Source organism: Micromonospora sp. NPDC002717 (assembly GCF_040295705.1).
GTDB lineage: Bacteria > Actinomycetota > Actinomycetes > Mycobacteriales > Micromonosporaceae > Micromonospora.
In genome coordinates, this window is record NZ_JBEOVW010000006.1 from 22,015 (window position 1) to 42,149 (window position 20,135).

The window sequence follows — 20,135 nt, forward strand, 5'->3', positions numbered from 1 at the left end:
GATCGCGCCGGTGGTGTCGGAGGGGACTTCGGCGGCCGGGCCGTGGGTCTCGTCCTTGGCGGCGAGGAGTGGTCATAGCCTGTGTCCAACGGGTCGCCGGTCGGGCCTCAGCGTAGCTCGCCTGTGATGATCCAGAGATGGCCGAACGGGTCACGGATGCGACCCGACCGCTTGCCGTAGGGCCGGTTCTCGATAGGCACAATCACCTCGGCGCCGTGGGCGATCATGCGGTCGCCTACTCCGTCCGGGTCATCGACCTCGATCTCGAGGAGGACCGCGGATCCACCGATATCACCCGGTGAGAGCCACCCCCACGACGAGACGGCAGGCGAGACCCGGAAGGACCAACGACCGATACGGTGATCGACGACGGTGGGTCGGCCATCGTCGCCCGGTGGTGCCCGGAACACTTCCTCGGCGCCGAGGGCAACCTGGTAGAACACCGACGCAGCGTCCGGATTGGAGACGATCAGACGAGGGGAGAACGACTTCATGCCCCGATCATGGGATCGGGCGGCGGCAGAGTCTTGAACATCTGGGAACGAACCCGGCCACACCGGTCGTCAACCGCCCGCGCGCTCCTTGCCGGGTGGCCGATCATCGGCTGGCACACACCGCGTAGCCAGGCCCTCGGCGCGTAGCCAATCCATCGGGGTGCACGCGGCCATGGCCCGCCACTCGCGGGTGAGATGGGCCTGATCGGCGAAACCCGAGGCGGCGGCCACCGCCGCCAGACTGACCTTTCCGGCATTGGCGGCGGCCACGAGCCGGCCCCGGGCAGACTCGAAGCGAACGAGCCGTTGGTACTCCTTCGGCGTCACCCCGAACTCGGCACGGACCGTACTGCTCAGGTGCCGTCGGGAGTATCCGAGTAGCTCAGCGGCCTCCTGCACCCGGCTGGCCTCGGACAGGACCACCAGCGCGGCCCGCAGTTTGTCGTGGTTCGCGCGCTCGCCATGACGAGACAGGCCACCGACCAGGCAGCGCTCGACAAGTGCGCGACGGCGTGGCCAGGATCGGCAGGCCATCAGGCGCTCCGGCAGATCGGCCATCGCCGGGACGACATCGGCGAGGTCGGCGACCTGCCCGGCCAGAGCCGATGCCGGAAGACCCAGCAGTGTGCTGACACCCAGTGGGCTGAGCGTCACGTACACCCCGCGCGTGCACCGCTCTTGCCTCAGCTCGGCCGCATCCAAGTGGAGTCCGGCAACGACGGCCCGTAGCTTTTGGCGCGAGCCGGGCCGTCTGATCCACGCGAACTCGAGCGGGTCCTCCTCGGGAATCGTGATCGACACCGTGGACGATGGCAGCCCGCGATGAACGCCGACCGGACCCGGCCCAAGATCGTAGGCCGCCAGCGTCACCACGAACGGCGCCAAGACGGTGGACATGTGATCGGCAGGCACGGTCACCCTGCAACAGTACGGTGGTGGGGCCGTGCAACCGACGCTGGCCCGGTGGACGACGTAGTGGGCCCGGGCGCCGCGTGAGGCTTGAGCACGGCGAACGCCTGCCGGTAGAGAGAGTCGCGCAGCCGGTTCCCCGCCACGTGACGGGCAGGGCGAGGGCAACTGCCCGGCCGGCCCCCACGGTCGGGGAGGCCCACGAGCTGCGCGAAGCCGAGCAGGGCACTGAGGCGGGGGTTATCCCGGCGAAGGTGTCGGTGAACGCGCGGCCGACGGTGACCGCAAAGGCCAGGTGACACCCACCAGTCGTAAGGGGCGACGAAGTGTCGGTCCGCGCAGGTTTGGTTGCCCGACGCCACCCGACCCGGTGACAACACCCCCGGATCATCCATACGACAGGGGCAGAAAGTCATAGCGGGGCCGGGGAGTCCCCAACTGCAAACGATCAAGATGGTGACGGGGCGAGCCTCGACCGGTGGGTTCGCGCTCCGAGCCGGGAAACCATGGGTTCCTACTCCCACATCTGCGGTGTGATGTTCGTGTGTGGGGACGGGAGGGCTGGCGGGGACGCCGCGGTGGTCGGGCGGTAGGGATGCTGCGGGAGGAGGGCAGCGGGCAGCAGGCGACGTTCGTTGAGCTGTTCTTCGACCTCGTTATGGTTTTCGCGTTGACCCGGCTGGTCGAGCAGGCAGTGCCTGGGTTCGACAGTCAGAGCATCAGCGAGCGGTGGGCGAGTATCGGTCGTACGCTGCTGCTTTTCGCGTCGCTGTTGTGGTTGTGGACCATGACGGCCTACATCACCAGCCGTTTCGAACCGAGACGCGCGGGCACGCAGCTGGTGGTGCTGGGCAGCGCCCTCGGGCTGCTGATCATGGGCACGGCGATTCCGCAGGCGTTCGGACCCGCTGGGTTGGCCTTCGCGCTGCCGTTCGTGGCGGTGCAGGTCACCCGGGTGGCTGTCATAGCATTCGGTCTCGGCTCGCACGCGCTGCGCCGCCTGTACTCGCGAATTCTGGTCTGGTTCTGTATTGCCGCCGTGGGCTGGATTGCCGGCGCGCTCACCGAGGACGGGGCGCGGGTGGCGCTGTGGACAGCGGCCGTGGTGCTCGATCTGGGTGCCGCCCGGTTGGGGTGGCCGGTGCCCGGCCTGGGACGTGGGCGGGCCACCGTGTGGCAGGCTGGTGGTCGTCATCTCGCGGATCGGTATCCCCAGTTCCTGCTCATCGCGCTCGGGGAGAGCATCCTCGCCGTCGGGATCGTCTACACCTCTGGGCCGCGCGCCCGCTACGAGACGCTCGGGCTGCTGGTGGCGTTCGCCACGACAGTGCTGCTGTGGCGCATCTACTTCTTCCGCGCCGGGGCACTTCTCGGTGAGGCCCTCGACAAGTGCCGTGACCCTGCCAGTTGGGGGCGGCACGTCGGCTTCTCCCATGCCCTGATGGTGCTGGGGATCGTGGTCACCGCGATCGGTTTTGACCTGGTGCAGCACCACCACACCCACTACACCTACCCGCCGTGGCTGACGATGATCACTGGTGGGCCGGTGATCTTCCTGGCCGGCCGAGCCCGCCTGGAATACCTCGTCTTCGCCCGGGTGTCCGGCCGCCGGATCATCGGGATCACCCTGCTGCTGGCTCTCACCCCACTGCTGTCCCACACCTCACCGCTGGCGGCCGCCAGCCTCTCCGCCCTCGTCCTTTTGCTCGTCGCCGTACTCGACAAACGTCACGCCCGACAGCGGCCCCCCGAACACCCCAACCCGGCCGGCTGAACGACGACGAGCGGCCGGGTTGCTGGCGAAGCGCGTCCGTGCTGCGCCGTGTCTGTCTCAGGCGAGGCGACGAGCCGTCCCGAGTCTTCCTGGCGAACGTCCTGAGCTGAAGGGCGTCGCTGGCGGCTGCGACCGGGCGTGTCACCGGAATCCCGCTTGTTGGTCCTCAGCCTCGGGAGCGACGGACTCTTCCCCAGATGAGCGCAGGCACGAGCGTGACGATCGTGGAGAGCGGGACCTCACCACGCTCATCGGGACCCGGGTCGAGCAGGCGTCTGCGCGGTGGGGTTCTTGCGTGCACCTCACCACTGCAGCCTGGGGAAGCGGCGGACCCGCTGGTGGGCCGCACCGGAGTCGTCACGGTGGCGGGCACACGGGGTCGAGTGGTTTGCCGTAGTTGCCGCTGAGGTGGGAGCGGAGCGTGTCGCCGAACCCGGTGATGTCGCCGGTGCGTAGGGATGCGAGCAGGTGTTGGTGTTCGGCGATGATGGCCTCACACCGTGCGAGTAGGCGTTCCCCGTGGCTGAACAGGAGGAAGCGTTGTCGATCGGCGAGGCGGTCGTTGAGTTCCAGCATGACCTCGTTGCGGCTGGATTCCACGAACGATCGGTGGAACGCGATCGTCAGTTCGATGAAGCGATCCAGATCGCGTTCCCGGAACGCGCGTTCCTGTTCGACGACCGCTTGGTCAAGACGGTCTGCGAGCATCTCAAGCGCTTGGCTTGAGGCGCGTCGAACGGAGGTGACCTCGAGGATGAGACGGGCGTCGGCCAGGTCTTTGATCGCGCGGTCGCTGAGTCCTTGGACCAGGGCGCCGCGCTTGGGGTAGATCGTGATCCACCCTTCGTCCTGCAATCGGGCCAGGGCGGTGCGGACGGGGGTGCGACTTACGCCGATCTGTGCGGCCAGCGCCGCTTCCCCGAGCATGGTTCCGCTGGGGAACACGCCGCCGAGAATGTCGTCGCGGATCCTGCGGTACGCCTGGTCGGTGGCTGACTCGCCAGCAGCGGACGTCACTCGCGGCCCACCTCCCCTCGGAACATCTTGTTCCCGATTCAGTACAACTGGCATTCAGCCGGCATAGCATACCGGCCTGCCGCCCGATTGGCGGGAACGAGCCTCGGCATCTAGGATGCAAGTTGCGTCCTATCGGAATCCAACGCTGTCGGCAGGCGTTGTCCGGGAAGCACCCATCGGACGGGCGCGAGAGGAAGGGAGTGCCCGTGAGGCAGCTCATCATCATCGGCTCAGGGCCGGCCGGCTACACCGCTGCGGTCTACGCGGCCCGCGCGAACCTGCGCCCGCTGGTCGTCGCCTCCTCGGTCGAGGTGGGCGGTGAGTTGATGAACACAACCGAGGCCGAAAACTTCCCCGGGTTCCCCGAGGGGGTCATGGGCCCGGAGTTGATGACGCGGATGCAGGCCCAGGCGCAACGGTTCGGCGCGCAGGTGATCTTGGACGATGTCACGGCGGTGTCGCTGGCCGGCGAGGTCAAGACGGTCGAGCTCTGGAGCGGCCCTCGAGGCGCTTGCAGTGATCATCGCCACCGGGTCGGCGTACCGCAGGCTCGGCCTCGCCGATGAGGACCGGCTTGCTGGTCGCGGCGTCTCGTGGTGCGCGACCTGTGACGGTGCGTTCTTCCGTGATCGGGAGATCGCCGTGATCGGCGGCGGCGATTCCGCGATTGAAGAAGCGCTGTTCCTGACCAGGTTCGCGTCGAAGGTTCACGTGGTGCACCGGCGCGACAGTCTTCGGGCGTCGAAGATCATGCAGGAACGAGCGTTCGCGAACGAGAAGATCTCGTTCGTCTGGAACAGCGAGGTCGTCGGCATTGCCGGCGACGCCACCGTGGAGAGGCTGCGACTGCGCGACACCGTATCCGGCCGGGAGGGATCCCTGGCTGTGGCCGGAGTGTTCGTGGCCATCGGCCATGATCCGCGCGTCCACCTCGTCCACGGGCAGCTTCCCTTGACCGAACAGGGCACGATCGCCGTCGAGGGGCGCAGCTCCCGGACCGGGCTGCCCGGGGTCTTCGCCGCCGGGGACGTCATCGACCCGCACTATCGGCAGGCGATCACGGCCGCCGCTTCCGGCGCGACAGCAGCACTGGACGCCGAACACTTCCTGGCCTCTATGCCCGATGCTGTCCTCTCGCGTGCCGTGCAAGCGCGCGCGGATGCCTCCAGCCGAGCTGAACCGGACCCGACTCGCGAAGCCGCGGTCGTCTAGAGGAAGAAGGAACACCCATGTCCGCTGCGCGTCCCGTCACCGACGCATCCTTCCAGGCGGATGTCCTCGCCGCCGACAAGCCGGTCCTGGTCCAGTTCTGGGCTGCATGGTGTCCGCCCTGCCGTGCACTGAGCCCGATCGTGGAGCAGATCGCCGATGAGCACGTCGACAAGCTGAGTGTGTTCAAGCTGAATGTCGACGAGAACCCTGCGACCGCCGCGAGTACGGCAGCACCTCGATCCCCGTGTTGAAGGTGTTCTCCGCCGGGATGGTCACCAAGGAGATGGTGGGAGCGGCACCGAAGCGGGTCATCGAATCGCAACTGCTGGGTGACGTTCTCGCCTGATACGGGGCGGTGCGACCACGCGGGCCTGCCCTCCAACCCGTGGCACGCCCGCCACCACGTACGCGCCGCACGGTGTCGGCGTCGGTGCCGCGTTCTCCTCTGAGATCACCGGCGGCATCGACGCCGGCCGAGCATCAGTCGAAAGCTCACACTTTTCAGCCGCTTCCCCACCTCGGAAGTGTGCGATCCCTCGTGATCCATCCGGCATCGATCGCCCACTCGCAGCTCACCCGGATCAGCTCCTCGACGCCGGTATCGCCCTCGGCCTGATCCGGCTCGGTGTCGGACTCGGGCATGTCGACGACCTGATCGCCGACCTCAACGACGTCGTGCACCGGACCGGCGCCGCGTCTCACCTGCGGGCACCGCATCCAGCCGCTGCCCCGCCCGGAAATCCAGAACGTCACGCAGACAAGGAAGCACGTGCTAGAACCCCAATGCTCGGCCCGCGCCGACAGCGCCTCCCTCACCCGGACGGGTCCGACCATCGACGCCGTCCAACGACGCACGATGACAGTGCTCGTCATCGCGCAGATCATCGGCACCGTCGGCGTCGGCGTCGCACCCTCGATCGGTGTGCTGCTGGCAGGAGAGGTCACCGACAACGAAGCCTGGGCAGGGCTGGCCCGTACCGCCAGCACACTCGGTGCGGCGCTCCTGGGCCTGCCACTGGGGAACCTCGCCGCGCGCCGCGGACGTCGCGTCGCCCTCAGCGGCGGATGGTGGATGGCCGCCGCCGGCGGAGCACTGTTGGTCGCCGCGGCACAGTGGAGCATGGTCGTCCCGCTCTTCATCGGCCTCCTCCTGATCGGCGCCGGCTCCGCGGTGAGCCTTCAATCACGATTCGCTGCGACAGATCTCGCCGAACCCCGACACAAAGCCCGCTCACTCGCCCTGGTCGTCTGGGTGGGAACACTCGGCTCCGTCCTCGGCCCGAACCTCGGCGTGCCCGGCGAGCTCGTCGGTGCCGCCACCGGGCTCACCATCTTCGCCAGCGCGTTCCTCATCGCCGCGATCTGCCTCGCCCTCGCCGGCCTCGTCGTGTTCGTGTGGCTGCGCCCCGACCCTCTCCTCCTGCTCGATCAGCCTGCTCAGACGCCACTGAGCACTCCCGCGGGCAAGCGCCCCGGCCGCATCCGCCAGGTGCTCATCGAGCTCCGCACGAACCGGCGGGCCCGAGTGGCGATGATCGCGATTCTCACCGCCCAGGTGGTGATGGTCTCGGTCATGACCATGACCCCGGTTCACGTCGCCCACCAAGGCGGATCGATCAGCATCATCGGGATCACGATCAGCCTGCACATCGCCGGAATGTATGGCCTCTCCCCGCTCGTGGGCCTGATCGCCGACCGGCGCGGTCACCGGTTCACGATCAGCACCGGCATCGTCATCTTCCTCGCCTCGCTCGTGATCGGCGCCGTGAAACCCGACGACACCGCGTGGATCATCGTGTCGCTGATCCTGCTCGGGGTCGGCTGGTCGTTCGTCAACGTCGCCGGATCGGCACTGTTCAGCACCGCCGTCGCCACCCAGACACGTGCCGCATCCCAAGGAGGCGTCGACGCGCTCTCGAACCTCTGCGGCGCAACCGCAGCATTCGCCGCCGGCCCCCTGCTCGCTCTCACCAGCTTCTCGGCGCTGTCCATCCTCGCGATCATCACGCTCATCCCACTCACCGTCCTCATGGCCACCCGCGCACTCGCCCCGAAGGCATCGTGAGCGCGGCGCTCGCGCCCTGCCGCCGGTCACGGGGTGCCAGCCGCCCTTTGGATCCATCTTGTATCCTAGCGGGGTGACCTCTTCGACAAAGGCCTCACTGCAGGTGATGGAGGCGAAGTATCGCCGTTCACGACGGCTCAACCTCGCGCTGGGCGTGATCGCCGCGTTCCTCGGGGTAGTGGTGGCAGCTCAGTCGCTGCCCGGGCAGAGCCCGACCAGCGCATCGGCACCTTCGAAATCGGCGTCATCGGAACGGTCCGAGGAAGCGACAGGCGACCCGGTTTTTGTACGCCGGGACGCCGACGATCCGATGGCGATCGGCGAGGTCGACGCACCGGTCGTGCTCACGCAGTGGACGGACCTGCGATGCCCGTACTGCGCGGTGTTCAGCAGGGACGCTCTGCCCACGCTGATCAAGGAGTACGTCGACACGGGCAAGGTGCGCGTCGAGTTCCACGACGTGGCGTTCTTCGGCGAGCAGTCCGAGGATGCCGCGGTCGCTGCGCGGGCGGCGGCGAAGCAAGGCAAGTTCATGGAGTTCGTGACCACCGTGTACGACGCCGCACCGGAGCGAGGGCACCCGAAACTGCCCAGGGAGACGCTCATCGCGTTCGCCAAGAAGGCGGGTGTGCCCGACATCGACCGGTACACGGCCGATCTCGACGACCCGAAGCTTCGCGCGGCCGCGCAGGAGAGCACCCGATCGGCACAGCAGCTCGGCGTCAACAGCGTGCCGTTCTTCGTCGCCGGGACCACCGCGCTGTCGGGCGCGCAGCCACTCGGCACGTTCCGCGAGTTCCTCGACACGGCGCTGACGCAGGCGAAGTAGATCGCCATGGATCTCGGTCTGCTGGGTGCCTTCCTCGGCGGCGTGCTCACGCTGCTGAGCCCGTGCTCGGCGATGTTGCTACCGGCGTTCTTCTCCTATGCGTTCAGCAGTCCCGCCGCGCTTGTCGCCCGCACCGGTGTGTTCTATCTCGGGCTGGTCACCACCCTGGTCCCACTCGGGGTGCTCGCCGGGACCCTCGGCGCGTTCGTGAACCAGCACCGCTTCGTCCTGGTCACCGTCGCCGCGATCGTGGTGATCGTCCTCGGCGCGATCATGCTGCTGAACATCCCGATGCCGTTCCTGCCCGGTCGCAAGGCCACTGAGGGCACGTCGGTCGCCGCCGTGTACGCGCTCGGAACCGTCTACGGCCTGGCCGGGGTGTGCGCCGGGCCGCTGCTGGGCGCTGTGCTGACGTTCGCCGCCGTCGCCGGCAACGCGCTGTCCGGCGGAATCGTCCTGCTGATCTTCGCCGCGGGCATGGCGCTGCCCCTACTTGTGCTCGCCCTGCTGTGGGGGCGACTGCCGTACGTGAAACGCCTCGTCCGCCCGCGCGTGATCACCATCGGCCGGTGGTGGAACACCTGGACCGGCATCATCGGCGGCGCGCTCACGGTCGCCGTCGGAATTCTGTTGCTGGCCACCGGCGGCACCACCGTCCTCGGCGGCATCCTCGACGCAGCCGACCAGGCCCGCCTCGAGGGCGCCGTTCTGCAAGGCGCCAACAGGGTCCCCGACCTCCTCGTCGTCACCATCGTCATCGCCGCCGCCCTGACCGCATGGAGCCTCATGCAGGTGCGCCACAAACGCACCAGTACCCACAACGACGCCACCACCGCGTCCGCTGACCAGAAGCACGAGGCGCAAGAGGCATGACCTGCCCTACGCACCCAGCACCGAGGTCATGCTGGGCGCTTGGGCTCGGGGGAGACGTCGTTCGTGCGGGTGCCAACGCCGAAGGCACCCGAGCAACGGCCAAGGGTCGGCCCTCAGCGTCGTTCGCCGCTCATTTTCCGTGCGACCGTCTTGGCGGCGCCCCGGGTCGCGTCGCCGCAGGTAGAGCCCGGCTCAGCCTGCGGCGTCGCCCGGGTTCTGCCGTCGGCTGACCGGCTGAGTACTTATCGCGGTCACGAGATCCTCGCGGGCCCGGCCTACCGGGAGCGGATCGTGCCGACCGGACAACCGCACACCTCCGCCGCCTCGACGTAGGACAGCCCGAGGACCTGTGTGGCGACGAACGCCTCCCGTCGGCCCGCAGGCAGCGCCGCGATCAGGCGCTCCAACACCACCCGCCGATCGAAATCACTCTGCGAGACATCGGGTGTGTCGTAGGAGTCCGACATCGGCACCGTACGGGGCCGGGCCGACGCCGCCCGGACATGGTCGACAGCGACCCGCCGAGCGATACTGAGCAGCCACGTCAACGCAGACGAGCGCGCGGCGAACGACGGCAGCGACCGCATCGCCCGCAGATACGTCTCCTGCGCCAGGTCATCGGCCTCGTCCGGAGAGGCCAGTGCGGCGAGGAAGCGACGTACACGGTGCTGCGTCGCGCCGACGAAGCGGGCAGCGGCGTTCCGATCGCCGCGGCCGGCCGCGAGTGCCCACGCGGTGACGTCCGCATCATCGATCACCCTGACGTCTCCGTGTCCGGAGCCGTCAGTGCCGCCGGTCTGTTGGAACGACGACCAGCACGAGCAGGCTGGAAAGTGGTCTTGCCTGCCAACGCGCCGGTGGTGTCGGTCCGACCGCGGCGGGGCGGAGGATGCTCGTCGACAAGACCACTCTCGCAAAGCCGATCGAGGTGCACGGCAGTCGGGTGAACTAGGCTGTGAGGTGCAAAATCTGGTGTCTCAACTCCGCGAGGGCCCAGCTCACAGCTTGCCGCAGATTGAACATCGGGCCTGGCATTGCAAGATCGTCGTCTGACTGGTGCCGGCGAGTCGCGAACCACGGCGCGTTGAGGTCCGGGGCTGCTCCGCCCGCTGTCGGATGGCATGCTCGTGTCCCATGATCGATGACGTCGCGAAGGACTACCTGCATGGCCAGCTCAGGTCTACACGTCAGGCGCTGGTCTGGAAGCTCGACGGCCTTTCCGAGTACGACGTCCGGCGTCCTCTGACAGCGACGGGGACAAACCTTCTTGGTCTGGTGAAGCACTTGGCGACCTGGGAGGCCAGGTATCTTGGCGAGATCTTCGACCGCCCGTTCCCGGAACCGCTGCCGCGGTGGCAGGACGCGGACGGCAGCGACCTGTGGGCGACCCCGGGCGAGACCCGCGAGCAGATCATCGACTTCTACCAGCGTGCCTGGGAACATGCAGACGCGACGATCAAAGAGCTTTCCATCGACGCGCCTGGCCACGTGCCGTGGTGGCCGCGCCCCAACGTCAAGCTGTTCAACATCATGATCCACGTCCTTCAGGACACCACCCGGCATGCCGGACACGCCGACATCCTGCGTGAGCAACTCGATGGCCGGACTGGGGTGATGGCTGAGTACGAGGAGCAGATCGACACGGCGGCCCGGGAGGCGTACTGGGCGAAGATCGAGCGGGCTGCGCAGGAAGCGGCCGACTGCTCGCATCATGCCGACCTGTCCGACACGCATTGCCCGGTGGGGACGCCGTGAGAAATCCGGATCTCGTGGAGGTTCGCCCGTGAGGGCGGTCATCGTCGCGGCCGCGGTCGCGTTCATCATCTCCCTGTTCGGCACGCCGGTGGCGATTCGCGTCTTCACCGCGCTCAAGGCCGGCCAGCCGATCCGATCCATCGGGCTCGCCAGCAACCAGGGCAAGAAGGGCACGCCCACGATGGGCGGCGTCGTCTTCATCGTGGCGACTGTCTTCGCCTACGTCGCCGGGCATATCGCACTGACCACCCTGCCCGAGCGGCAGCTCGCGCAGGAGGGGCCGACCATGACGGCCCTGTTGCTGCTCGGGCTGTTCGTCTTCTGCGGCGCGGTCGGCTTCTTCGACGACTTCCTCAAGGTGCGCCGGCGCAACTCCGACGGACTGTCCGCCAAGGGCAAGCTGCTCGGCCAGGCGATCGTCGGCGGCGGGTTCGCCATCGCCGCGCTCTACGTGCCGAGCACCAACGGCCAGACCGTGGCCAGCGAGCACATCTCGCTCATCCGCGACATCAGCTGGCTGGACGTCGGCAAGGTGGGCGCGGTCATGGTCTTCGTCTTCGTGATCATGGCGATGTCGAACGGCGTGAACCTCACCGACGGCCTCGACGGCTTGGCCACCGGCGCGTCGATCCTGGTGCTCGGCGCGTACGCGCTGATCGGCTTCTGGCAGTACCGGCACTGGTGCGCCGACGACGCGTACGCCCGCGTTAACGACTACTGCTACCAGGTCCGTGATCCCCTCGAGATCGCCATGATCGCGGCGGCGGCGGCCGCTGCCTGCGTGGGCTTCCTGTGGTGGAACACGTCCCCGGCGCGGATCTTCATGGGTGACGTGGGCTCGCTCGGGCTCGGCGGCCTGATCGGCGGGCTCGCGGTGGCAACCCGCACCACGCTGCTTTCGATCATGATCGGCGGGCTCTTCGTCATCATCACGACGACCTGGGTGATCCAGATCGTCTCGTTCCGGACCACCGGTAGACGTGTCTTCCGGATGGTGCCGTTGCACCACCATTTCGAGTTGGCCGGCTGGAGCGAAATCAATATTGTGGTCCGGTTCTGGATCGTGGCTGGCGTCTGCGTGGCGGTCGGCCTGGGCCTGTTCTACTCGGATTACTTGGCGGTCGTTGGATGAAGCCACGCGACAAGCCTGTGTCGTGCCACCGACGCTGACGGCGTCGTGCAGACCGGTGAGCGCGGGGGCGGTGAGCAGGGTTTGAGCACGGCGAGCGCTGATGACCTCGCGTCGATGACGTGTTGGAATAGGTGAGGCAGCATCGGGCCGATGGTGCGCTCGTGGGCGTCGTAGCGGGCGACCAGGGGGATGCTGCCGGTGTGGTCGCGGAGGCGGGCGATGATTGCGGCGAGGACGCTGGCCAGTTCCGGTGTGACCAGCAGCAGTCGCTCACGGTCAGACTTGGAGGGAACGATCTACAACAGCGCGACGACCTCAGCGGTGCCCTTTCACACCGACGCGGAGTGGGTGCGGCTGCGTCGGGACAGCCCCAGGGGCATTGCGCAGTCGGATTACTCCTGGTCACCGTGTCGATGAGGTCGTGGGCTCGGCGGTTGGCGCGTCTGGTGGCTGTGGCGAGGATGGGTTCACCGTTGCTGCGGTGGTATCCGATGGTCCGGTCCAGATCCCGTGCCCAGTCCACGATCGCGACGGACGTGACTGCGCCAGCCAGCACCGCGCACACCGTCACTGCAAGGGGTAACCTGGGCGCGGGACCCGTCCGAAGGCGATCGGGTCGACCCCGTTAGGTTTCGCTGCCAGGTCTGGTCTTTCCTTCAGGGCCCGGCGCCGGTCGGGCTCGACATCGACTGAGGAGACAGACATGGCGGTAGGAGTGTTTGCGGGCATCCCGGTGCGTGACTATGGCAGCGCCCTGGAGTGGTACAAGCGGCTGCTCGGTGCTGAACCGGCCTTCTATCCGAACGAGATCGAGGCGGTCTGGCGGTTGGCCGAGGATCGGTACGTGTACATCATCCAGGATCCCGACCGGGCCGGTGGAGCTGTCAGCATGATTTGGGTCGACGACCCAGTCGCCGAGGTTGCGAGGATCTCCGGACAGGGCCTGGAGCCGGTCGACGTTGAGAAGCACGACTCGGTCTGGAAGTACGTCTTCCACGACCGCGACGGCAACGAGACCGGAATCGGCGGAGAGGTCTCGACGACCGGATGATCACGGGCCCCGCGCTGCAGGCGTGGTGACCTCAGACCGCCATTCCCCCGTCCCCCCGTCGTTCAATCGAGCGCCAGTGAATTGCCATGCCGTGTGCCGTTGACCCACCCGACGGGGAGCGGGGCGGGACCCGGGTGTCGAGGCGCTGCGCCGACGGTCGCCTCGGAATCCGACACAGCCGGGCCGTGGCAGGCGGTGGCGGACGCGATCGAACGGGCACACCACGACCAGATTCTGGGCTCGGGCTGGACTGGCTTCTTCGAGACCGCCCGGCGACTCGCCGTTGCAGGTGTGCCGTTGCAGGTGTCGCCGAGCGCGGTCTGGTGCCTGGTTGCCGCGATGGTGGCGACCAGGTCGGCCGAGGCCGCGCCATGGGCGCGAACGCTCGCCCGGCTGGCCGGGCATGTGCGTTGCCTGGACTGCGGCGTGGTGTGGGCGATCGCCGACGTCATGAGCGATGCGAATGACGCCGAGCCGGTCGACGTCGCCGACGATGCGCAGAGCCAGTACGCGGGCGCGCAGGGTGTGCTGTTCACGGTGGACCGAAACGACGAGGTCGACGAGCCGCAGTCCTGCGGGGGTGTCTCGTCGGCGACGATCGCCGACGGGGTCGCAGGGTTCCCGGCGCCCCCCGATCGGGAACTGCTCAGGACGCAGGTCGCGGTGCGTACGATGTGGCGCTCCGATGCCGGCCCGGTCGATGCGCTGACGCTGGTGGCGGGCCGACCGTCAGTCATCGCGGCGGCTGGCAGCGATGCGGCCAGGTTGTGGGACGTCGTTTCCGGGTCGCCGATCGGGCCGCCGCTCGACGGCCCGGCCGTGGCGGTGGCGTCGGTCGCGTTGCCCGACGGCCGTGCCGTCATAGTCGTAGCTGGCGACGGCGGCACTCTGCGTTGGTGGGATGCCTCGACCGGTCGACCACTGGACGGCCCGGTGGCCGCCGGCACGGCACAGATCGGGTCGCTCGCCCCAATCCTCATGCCGACCGACCCACATCCGGGAACCGTCGACTGGCTGGCAAGACTCCGCGACGGCCGTACCGTGCTCGCCGTCGGCGACACCGACGGCGCGGTCCGGCTGTGGGACCCGGTGACCCGCAACCCGCTGACCGAGCTGTTCCATCGTGCCGGCCGCCCCGTGGCCGCAATGACGGCAGTCGACTTCGTCAATCAGCCGCCGTGGAGCGGCACCGACGTCGTCACCGTGTACGGCGACTGCACCGTCGACGTGTGGGGGTCGACAGCCGTTCACGGCGGCCGTTCGACGATGGCACCCGACTCGCGCAAGCTCGTCGCGATCGGCCACCAACGCCTCATCGGCGTTGCCGTGTCACCTGAACGGCTCGGGTATCGCAAGCCGGTCCTGCTGGCCGACCGCAACGGCGCGGTATCGATCTGGGAGACCTTCGGCGTGCGGCTGGGCGACCCGTTGCCGCCCGACCTGGCCCACCGCGACGTGGTCGGCATCGTCGCTCTACCGGCGGCCGGCGACGGCATCGCCGTGGTGACAGCGAGCCGGGCGGACCGCAACCTACGGGTGTGGGAGCCGCTGCGTGGCAGCGTTGCCCTCGTGCCACTCGACATCCGACCGCGCTGCCTGCTCAGCGCTGGTGACGTGCTGATGATCGGGCACGACGACGGACTCCTCGCCCTGTCCCTCGCCAGCGGTCTCATCGAGGGACGGTGACCCTGTTGGCGTGTAGTGGGAGCTGACGGTGGGTTGGCCGGTGTAGTTCGGGCCGGCCGCCGCCGATGCAGGCCCGCTGTCCCGACGCGCGGCCGTAACGCACTGGCAGGCCGTCGAGTTGCTCGCCGCCCGACACCCCGATGTCGACACGGATGCCTCCGTGCTGTACATCGATCACGGTGACGTGTTGACCTCGGCCGGGACGGCGTCGGCGATCGATGCATGCCTGCACCTCGTCCGCAGCAGGCTCGGCGCAGCGGCGGCCAACCGGGTGGCTCGCAACCTCGGGGTGGCCCCGCACCGTGAGGGCGGGCAGGCGCAGTACATCGAGCGGCCCCTACCCCCGCACTCCTCCGACGACCCGATCACCGAAGTGCTGGAGTGGGCTCTGCGGCACCTGGCGGAACCCCTTACGGTCGAGCGGCTGGCTGGCGTCGCTCACATGAGCCGGCGCACCTTCATCCGGGCGTTCCAGGCATCTACCGGCGTCACCCCGGCCGTCTGGGTCAAGCGTCAGCGCCTCGACGAGGCCCGTCGACTGCTGGAGTCGACGGAACTGTCGATCGATCAGGTCGCTGCCGAATGCGGTTTCGGCAGCAGTGTCACGCTGCGGCGGAGCTTCGCCGCGGCCTTCGACACCTCGCCGTCGGAGTACCGCCGACGGTTCGACACCCGTACCGCAGGCAGTCGTGCCGGAGATCCGCGCCGGTAGTGCTCGGACGGAGGCCGGATCGAATCAGTCCCCGGGTCTCTCGCCGGCCGTCCGTGAACTTGGTCAAGGCACGAGGCACCTGGGCACGCCCGTCTCTGCCTGGTAGACCGCCGGTCTCAAGGCTCCGCAGCCGGTGAGGATCCGCAACCGGATCGGCCTGTGGTTGAGCGCCGCCTATTGTGCGTGCCAGGTGGCGGCGAGCAGTTTGGTGGCGAGCCGGGGCGGTGTCGCGCGCAGCAGGGTGTCGCGCAGCCACGCGACGGCGCCGGTCTGCGAGGTCATCCGTGATTGTCGGGATGCTGCGGCCATCAGTCGACTGGTACGGGGCCGGCGTTCGGCGTCGTAGCGGAGCAGTCGTTCGGGAACATCGGCCGGGTCGGCCTCGGTGAGGTGCCGGGTCAGTGCGGCCGCGTCTTCGAATGCTTGGCTGGCGCCCTGTCCGAGATCGGGGGTCATCGCGTGGGCGGCGTCGCCGAGCAACGCGATTCGGCCGACCGCGAACGACGGCAGGGGCGTGGCTAGGCGTGCGATCGCGTCGACGTAGATCGCGGTGAGCGGCGTGGCCTTGATCAGCGCCGGAACCGCCGGATGCCAGTCGGCCATCAGAGCCAGGACCTGTTGCCGCGCGTCGTGCGCGGAGGGCCGCGCTTCGGGCAGCACGGTGTCGGTGAACCAGTACAGATCGCGCTCACCGACCGGGAACAGTCCGAACATGGCGCCGGTCCGGCGGTCGATCATGATGCTGGCCAGCAGTTCGGTGACGTCGAGCCCCGGGGGCGTGTGCAGCATGCCGCGCAGATCCAACCGGCCGATCTGCCGTACTCCGGGATGGACGGGAAACAGCTGACGGCGCAGACTGCTGCCGATGCCGTCGGCCACGACCACCGCATCCGCCGTGGTCATCGGCTGGCCGTCGGCGACGACGACCACTCCGGCCGGATCAGGCTCCAGCCGTTGCACTGGCGCGGCGGTGTGCACCAGGTGGGCGGGCAGTGGTGCACGCAGTGCGCGGTGCAGTTCCGCTCGGCTCACCACGTGCGCGGTCCCGACCGTCCGTTTGGCGTGGACCGCGTCCGTCACCAACAGCGGCCGTCCGCGCCAGTCGCGTAATCCGCCGGTGGTGGCACGCATCGCCTGGCCGCGCACGTAGTCACCCAGGCCGAGCGAATCCAGCGCCCGGACTCCGTTGGGCATGAGCACCACCCCGGTGCCCGCCTCGCGAAGCTCGGCGCCGCGCTCGTACAGCGTCACCTCGTGTCCCTGTCGATGCAGCCCGACCGCCACGGACACCCCGCCCAGGCCACCGCCTACCACCACGACTCGCACGAACTCACCTTCACTACGATCGGGCCGACGCCACCACACCGACACGGCAGCCCCGGCGACGCGCGCAAGCCTCGCGGACCGACTGGCGGCCCTGCTGACCGACGCGCTGCTCACCGCAGCCACCACGCATCGGACCCGGTACCGAGCGATCTACGAACTCCAGCTGGAGGCGGTACGCCGGCCGGCCCTCGCCTCGGCTCTCGCCGGTCTGCAGGACAGCTCGATCGGTCTGACGGCCGACCACCACGGCGCCCTCGGCCTGCCCATCCCCGCCGAGGCGATTCCGACGCTGGTCACGCTCTACGGCGGCACGCTGTTCGTCCTGGTCACCACGCCGGTCGACTGCATCAACAGGCAGCTCGTCGAGCCGCTCGCCCGCGCCATCGTGCGCGGTGCGCTGCCCGATGTGGGCGGCTCGACGACCCGGTGAGCTGAGACAGCCTGCTGAGCCGGCCCAGAGTCGCTGCTCAGGGCAGCAAGCCGGTGGGGCGATCCCCTTCCACGCGGAGTGCTCAGTGGCGCCAACGGACGTCGAGCGCCGTCCGAGTGACCTGGTGGGAGGGTGTGAGCAGGTCGGGGCGGTAACGACCCCCTCGTCGTGGGCGTTCCTTCGCATGGCGTTGGTGCGGCCCCATTGCGACGTCGTCGACGTCGAGCAGCACCTCGTCGGTGCGTTGCCTGTTCCAGACCTGTCGCTTGGTGAGCCGACCCCCGAAGGACGTCCCGGGCGCCTCGTGGCGGGCAGCAGGTCGAGTGCGGGTAATCCCACCCGAGGGTTCCCCGCACTCGACCCGTGCAAGCGGTCAGACTCTGGCCTCTTCCCCGACCCTGGCCGGTGAAGCCGAGGCCGTCGTCGGTGTCCGGCGTCCGGGCATCCACCAGTTGGCCTTGCCGCATAGTTCCATCACCGCGGGGACGAGGATCAGCCGGACGATGGTGGCGTCGATGAGCACGGCGACGGCCATGCCGAGGCCTCCCTGCTTGACCGCGATGTCGGGTCCGAGCAGGGAGGTGGTGAAGACGGCGATCATGATGGCGGCCGCGGCCGTGATGACCTTGGCGGTCCGCGCCAGCCCTTGGGCGACGGCGGTACGGGTGTCGCCGGTTCGCTCGTACTCCTCACGAACCCGTGAGGAGAGGAAGACCTGGTAGTCCATGGACAGGCCGAACAGGACCGGGAACATCATCATCGGGACCCAGGTCGTGACCGGCATGGCGGCGGGGAACCCGAAGGCCGGGCCGAGCCATCCCCACTGTACGACCGCGACGATCACGCCGTAGGCGGCGCCGATCGACAGCAGGTTCATCACGGCGGCCTGCAGGGCGATCGTGACCGACCGGACCAGCGCGATCAGCAGCACCATGGAGATCGCGATGACGACCGCGATCATCAGGGGCAGGCGCGAGCCGGACTCCTCGGCGAGGTCGATGGTGCTGGCGTTCGGTCCGCCGACGTGGACCCATTGGCCGCCGGGTGCGGTGGGCAGCACGTTGTCGCGGAGCTCGTGCACCAGGTCTGCGGTTGCCTCCTCCTGGTACCCGGTCGTGGGGAAGGCAGTGAAGGTGACGGCCTGCCCGTCGTTGCTGACTCGGGGTGGCGTGGCGTAGGCGATGCCCTCGGCCTTGCTGACCGCCGCGACCACGGGACGCAGGTCGGCGTCCTTGGAGTCGACCTGGGTGGCGAAGATCAGGGGTGCTCCGTAGCCGGGACCGAAGCCCTCGGAGAGGATCTCGTACGAGATGTAGCTGCTCCGGTCGCGGGGCTGGACGCTGGCATCGGGCTGGCTCAGCCGCATCGACAGCGTCGGGGCAGCCAGCACCAGCAGGCTCACGCCGGCGAGGAGTGCGGCGACCAGTGGCCTGCGCTGCACCACGCCGGCCCAACGCTCGGCGAGCGTACGGCGCTCCTGGGAATTGGCACTGACGGGCCGGGTCCGGCGGGACGCGCGACGAGGCAGGCGCAGCGAGTTGATCCTGTATCCGGTGAAGCCCAGGAACGCGGGTAGCAGCGTCACCGCGGCGATCATCGTCACCAGCACGATCACCGACGTGGCGACGGCCACTCCGGTCATCAGCCGCTGTCCCATGACGACCAGGCCGAGCAACGCGATCACGACGGTCGTGCCGGCGAACAGTACCGCGCGACCGGCGGTGGTGACGGCCTTGACCGTGGCGCGCTCGGGTTCGTCGCCGTCCCGGAGGCTGTCCTTGTAGCGGGTCACGATGAACAGCGCGTAGTCGATGCCGACGCCAAGCCCGATCATCGCGCCGAAGGCCAGAGTGAAATCCGGTGCGGGGACCAGATGCCCTACCACCTTTGTCAGCGCGAGGCCGCTCACAATTGCCAGGAGGGCGGTCACGATCGGCAAGCCCATTGCCACCAGCGAACCGAAGGCGATGAACAAGATCACTGCTGCCGCCAGGATGCCCACGCTCTCGGCCGGACCCTGCGGAGGTGTCTCGGCCTTTTCCGCCATGTATCCGCCGAGCCCGAGCATGACGCTGTTGTCGGAGGCGTCCTTGACCATGTCCACCAAGGGCTTGACCTCGGTCTTGGTCACGTCCTTGTCGCTCAGCGGGATGGTCGTACGGGCGATACGACGGTCCTCCGTCACCAGGTTCTCGCCCTGGTAGGGGGAGGTCACCGGTCCGGTGATGGGTGAGGCGTCCAGATCGGCGATGACCTTCTCGATCTTCTGTCGGGCGGCGGGGTCGTCGATTCCCTTCCCTGCCTTGATCGCGAGGGTCAGCCTGTCCCCTTGCTGCTCGGGGAAGTGCTTCTCGATCAGAGCCTGCGCCTTGGCGGATTCGGAGTCTCCGCCGGTGAAGTTGTTGTCGGGCGCAGCGCCGTACCCGAAGCCGACGATCGCCACGGCGATCACGCCGACGATCCAGGTCAAGAGGACCAGGCGACGGCGCCGGTAACAGAACCGGGCCAGTCCCGCCAGAGCTCCATCCGTACGGGGAGCCTCGGATGTCATCATCTTCTCCTCAAATGGTCGAGCGTTGCGCTCGATCGTGCGGCCGGTGTCTTCCCCACCGTTCGCCGCGAACCGTCAATTTCCGTTCCGAGCTCATCGGTGTTCATTTCGGCGCCACGACGACAATGCGCGTCAGCAGTGGCGCCTTGCCTCCTGGTGCGTTTCTCGGGGACGAGAACCGCCGACTCGGCGAGGTCTTCCAGCACGCCGTTGATGAGGGCCAGGTCGGCGGGGGAGAGGGACGGGGCTCGACGGGGCCAGCCGATGCAGCTCGGCGTCGATGATGGCCCGGGTGTGCCGATGGACCAGGGCAAGGAGG

General features: G+C 68.4%; 17 protein-coding genes and 2 pseudogenes. 12 read left to right on the plus strand and 7 right to left on the minus strand.

The genetic code is table 11. The features are described from left to right. Nucleotides 1–107: 107 nt before the first annotated feature. Together ABT006_RS11020 and ABT006_RS11025 are read right to left on the minus strand one after the other, a co-directional pair. Nucleotides 108–494, minus strand: a complete 387-nt coding sequence (locus tag ABT006_RS11020; protein WP_350705178.1) for a VOC family protein — start codon at nt 492–494, stop codon at nt 108–110. Nucleotides 495–563: 69 nt separating this feature from the next. Continuing rightward, entirely contained in the window at nt 564–1,412 is an 849-nt protein-coding gene (locus ABT006_RS11025) for a helix-turn-helix domain-containing protein (protein ID WP_350705180.1), read from the minus strand. A gap of 586 nt (nt 1,413–1,998) precedes the next feature. On the opposite strand from ABT006_RS11025, the gene ABT006_RS11030 reads away from it, so the two are divergent. Continuing rightward, on the plus strand, nt 1,999–3,177 hold the full coding sequence (locus ABT006_RS11030) for a low temperature requirement protein A (protein WP_350705182.1): 1,179 nt from the start codon (nt 1,999–2,001) through the stop codon (nt 3,175–3,177). A 357-nt stretch (nt 3,178–3,534) separates the two neighbouring features. Here ABT006_RS11030 and ABT006_RS11035 read toward each other — a convergent pair whose 3' ends face one another. Continuing rightward, nucleotides 3,535–4,194, minus strand: a complete 660-nt coding sequence (locus tag ABT006_RS11035; protein ID WP_350705183.1) for a GntR family transcriptional regulator — start codon at nt 4,192–4,194, stop codon at nt 3,535–3,537. A 200-nt stretch (nt 4,195–4,394) separates the two neighbouring features. Between ABT006_RS11035 and trxB the strand changes: the two are divergent. Both trxB and ABT006_RS11045 read left to right on the plus strand, forming a co-directional pair. Further along, nucleotides 4,395–5,313: pseudogene (gene trxB, locus ABT006_RS11040) on the plus strand (thioredoxin-disulfide reductase); the annotation flags it as partial. A 110-nt stretch (nt 5,314–5,423) separates the two neighbouring features. Beyond that, nucleotides 5,424–5,657, plus strand: a complete 234-nt coding sequence (locus ABT006_RS11045) for a thioredoxin family protein (protein WP_350705185.1) — start codon at nt 5,424–5,426, stop codon at nt 5,655–5,657. Between the two features lie 250 nt (nt 5,658–5,907). Here ABT006_RS11045 and ABT006_RS11050 read toward each other — a convergent pair whose 3' ends face one another. Beyond that, nucleotides 5,908–6,279 carry a hypothetical protein gene (locus tag ABT006_RS11050; protein ID WP_350705187.1) on the minus strand — a complete coding sequence of 124 codons (372 nt, stop codon included), beginning with the start codon at nt 6,277–6,279 and terminating at the stop codon, nt 5,908–5,910. Between ABT006_RS11050 and ABT006_RS11055 the strand changes: the two genes are divergently transcribed. From ABT006_RS11055 to ABT006_RS11065, 3 genes are all read left to right on the plus strand, one after another. Next, nucleotides 6,263–7,471: an MFS transporter gene (locus ABT006_RS11055; RefSeq protein ID WP_350705189.1), complete on the plus strand. Its 1,209-nt coding sequence runs from the start codon at nt 6,263–6,265 to the stop codon at nt 7,469–7,471. The genes ABT006_RS11050 and ABT006_RS11055 overlap by 17 nt on opposite strands. 73 nt (nt 7,472–7,544) lie before the next feature. Next, nucleotides 7,545–8,300 carry a DsbA family protein gene (locus ABT006_RS11060; protein WP_350705191.1) on the plus strand — a complete coding sequence of 252 codons (756 nt, stop codon included), beginning with the start codon at nt 7,545–7,547 and terminating at the stop codon, nt 8,298–8,300. A gap of 6 nt (nt 8,301–8,306) precedes the next feature. Further along, nucleotides 8,307–9,173: a cytochrome c biogenesis CcdA family protein gene (locus ABT006_RS11065; RefSeq protein ID WP_350705192.1), complete on the plus strand. Its 867-nt coding sequence runs from the start codon at nt 8,307–8,309 to the stop codon at nt 9,171–9,173. A 192-nt stretch (nt 9,174–9,365) separates the two neighbouring features. Here ABT006_RS11065 and ABT006_RS11070 read toward each other — a convergent pair. Further along, nucleotides 9,366–9,931: pseudogene (locus ABT006_RS11070) on the minus strand (sigma-70 family RNA polymerase sigma factor). A 376-nt stretch (nt 9,932–10,307) separates the two neighbouring features. Between ABT006_RS11070 and ABT006_RS11075 the strand changes: the two are divergent. The 5 genes from ABT006_RS11075 (at nt 10,308) to ABT006_RS11095 (ending at nt 15,509) form a co-directional block, all read left to right on the plus strand. Next, the gene (locus ABT006_RS11075; RefSeq protein WP_350705194.1) at nt 10,308–10,928 is read left to right on the plus strand and encodes a DinB family protein; all 621 of its coding nucleotides are present in this window, start codon (nt 10,308–10,310) and stop codon (nt 10,926–10,928) included. Between the two features lie 28 nt (nt 10,929–10,956). Beyond that, the gene (mraY, locus tag ABT006_RS11080; protein WP_350705671.1) at nt 10,957–12,060 is read left to right on the plus strand and encodes a phospho-N-acetylmuramoyl-pentapeptide-transferase; all 1,104 of its coding nucleotides are present in this window, start codon (nt 10,957–10,959) and stop codon (nt 12,058–12,060) included. 703 nt (nt 12,061–12,763) lie between these two features. Next, the gene (locus ABT006_RS11085; RefSeq protein WP_350705196.1) at nt 12,764–13,111 is read left to right on the plus strand and encodes a VOC family protein; all 348 of its coding nucleotides are present in this window, start codon (nt 12,764–12,766) and stop codon (nt 13,109–13,111) included. A 195-nt stretch (nt 13,112–13,306) separates the two neighbouring features. Further along, nucleotides 13,307–14,797: a WD40 repeat domain-containing protein gene (locus tag ABT006_RS11090; RefSeq protein WP_350705198.1), complete on the plus strand. Its 1,491-nt coding sequence runs from the start codon at nt 13,307–13,309 to the stop codon at nt 14,795–14,797. A 118-nt stretch (nt 14,798–14,915) separates the two neighbouring features. Further along, on the plus strand, nt 14,916–15,509 hold the full coding sequence (locus tag ABT006_RS11095; protein ID WP_350705199.1) for a GlxA family transcriptional regulator: 594 nt from the start codon (nt 14,916–14,918) through the stop codon (nt 15,507–15,509). 174 nt (nt 15,510–15,683) lie between these two features. On the opposite strand, the gene ABT006_RS11100 is transcribed toward ABT006_RS11095, so the two are convergent. Continuing rightward, nucleotides 15,684–16,799, minus strand: a complete 1,116-nt coding sequence (locus ABT006_RS11100; RefSeq protein WP_350705201.1) for an FAD-dependent monooxygenase — start codon at nt 16,797–16,799, stop codon at nt 15,684–15,686. Between ABT006_RS11100 and ABT006_RS11105 the strand changes: the two genes are divergently transcribed. Beyond that, on the plus strand, nt 16,702–17,265 hold the full coding sequence (locus ABT006_RS11105) for a hypothetical protein (protein WP_350705203.1): 564 nt from the start codon (nt 16,702–16,704) through the stop codon (nt 17,263–17,265). The genes ABT006_RS11100 and ABT006_RS11105 overlap by 98 nt on opposite strands. A 373-nt stretch (nt 17,266–17,638) precedes the next feature. Here the strand turns inward: ABT006_RS11105 and ABT006_RS11110 are convergent, their stop codons facing one another. Next, nucleotides 17,639–19,735 (minus strand): MMPL family transporter, encoded by a 2,097-nt coding sequence (locus ABT006_RS11110; protein ID WP_350705205.1) that lies wholly within the window; start codon nt 19,733–19,735, stop codon nt 17,639–17,641. Nucleotides 19,736–20,135 lie beyond the last annotated feature (400 nt).

Coding starts and splice junctions, on each gene's coding strand:
- ABT006_RS11020 (WP_350705178.1), bottom strand. CDS start 494: ATGAAGTCGTTCTCCCCTCGTCTGATCGTCTCCAATCCGGACGCTGCG.
- ABT006_RS11030 (WP_350705182.1), top strand. CDS start 1,999: ATGCTGCGGGAGGAGGGCAGCGGGCAGCAGGCGACGTTCGTTGAGCTG.
- ABT006_RS11045 (WP_350705185.1), top strand. CDS start 5,424: ATGTCCGCTGCGCGTCCCGTCACCGACGCATCCTTCCAGGCGGATGTC.
- ABT006_RS11055 (WP_350705189.1), top strand. CDS start 6,263: ATGACAGTGCTCGTCATCGCGCAGATCATCGGCACCGTCGGCGTCGGC.
- ABT006_RS11050 (WP_350705187.1), bottom strand. CDS start 6,279: ATGACGAGCACTGTCATCGTGCGTCGTTGGACGGCGTCGATGGTCGGA.
- ABT006_RS11065 (WP_350705192.1), top strand. CDS start 8,307: ATGGATCTCGGTCTGCTGGGTGCCTTCCTCGGCGGCGTGCTCACGCTG.
- ABT006_RS11075 (WP_350705194.1), top strand. CDS start 10,308: ATGATCGATGACGTCGCGAAGGACTACCTGCATGGCCAGCTCAGGTCT.
- ABT006_RS11085 (WP_350705196.1), top strand. CDS start 12,764: ATGGCGGTAGGAGTGTTTGCGGGCATCCCGGTGCGTGACTATGGCAGC.
- ABT006_RS11105 (WP_350705203.1), top strand. CDS start 16,702: ATGAGCACCACCCCGGTGCCCGCCTCGCGAAGCTCGGCGCCGCGCTCG.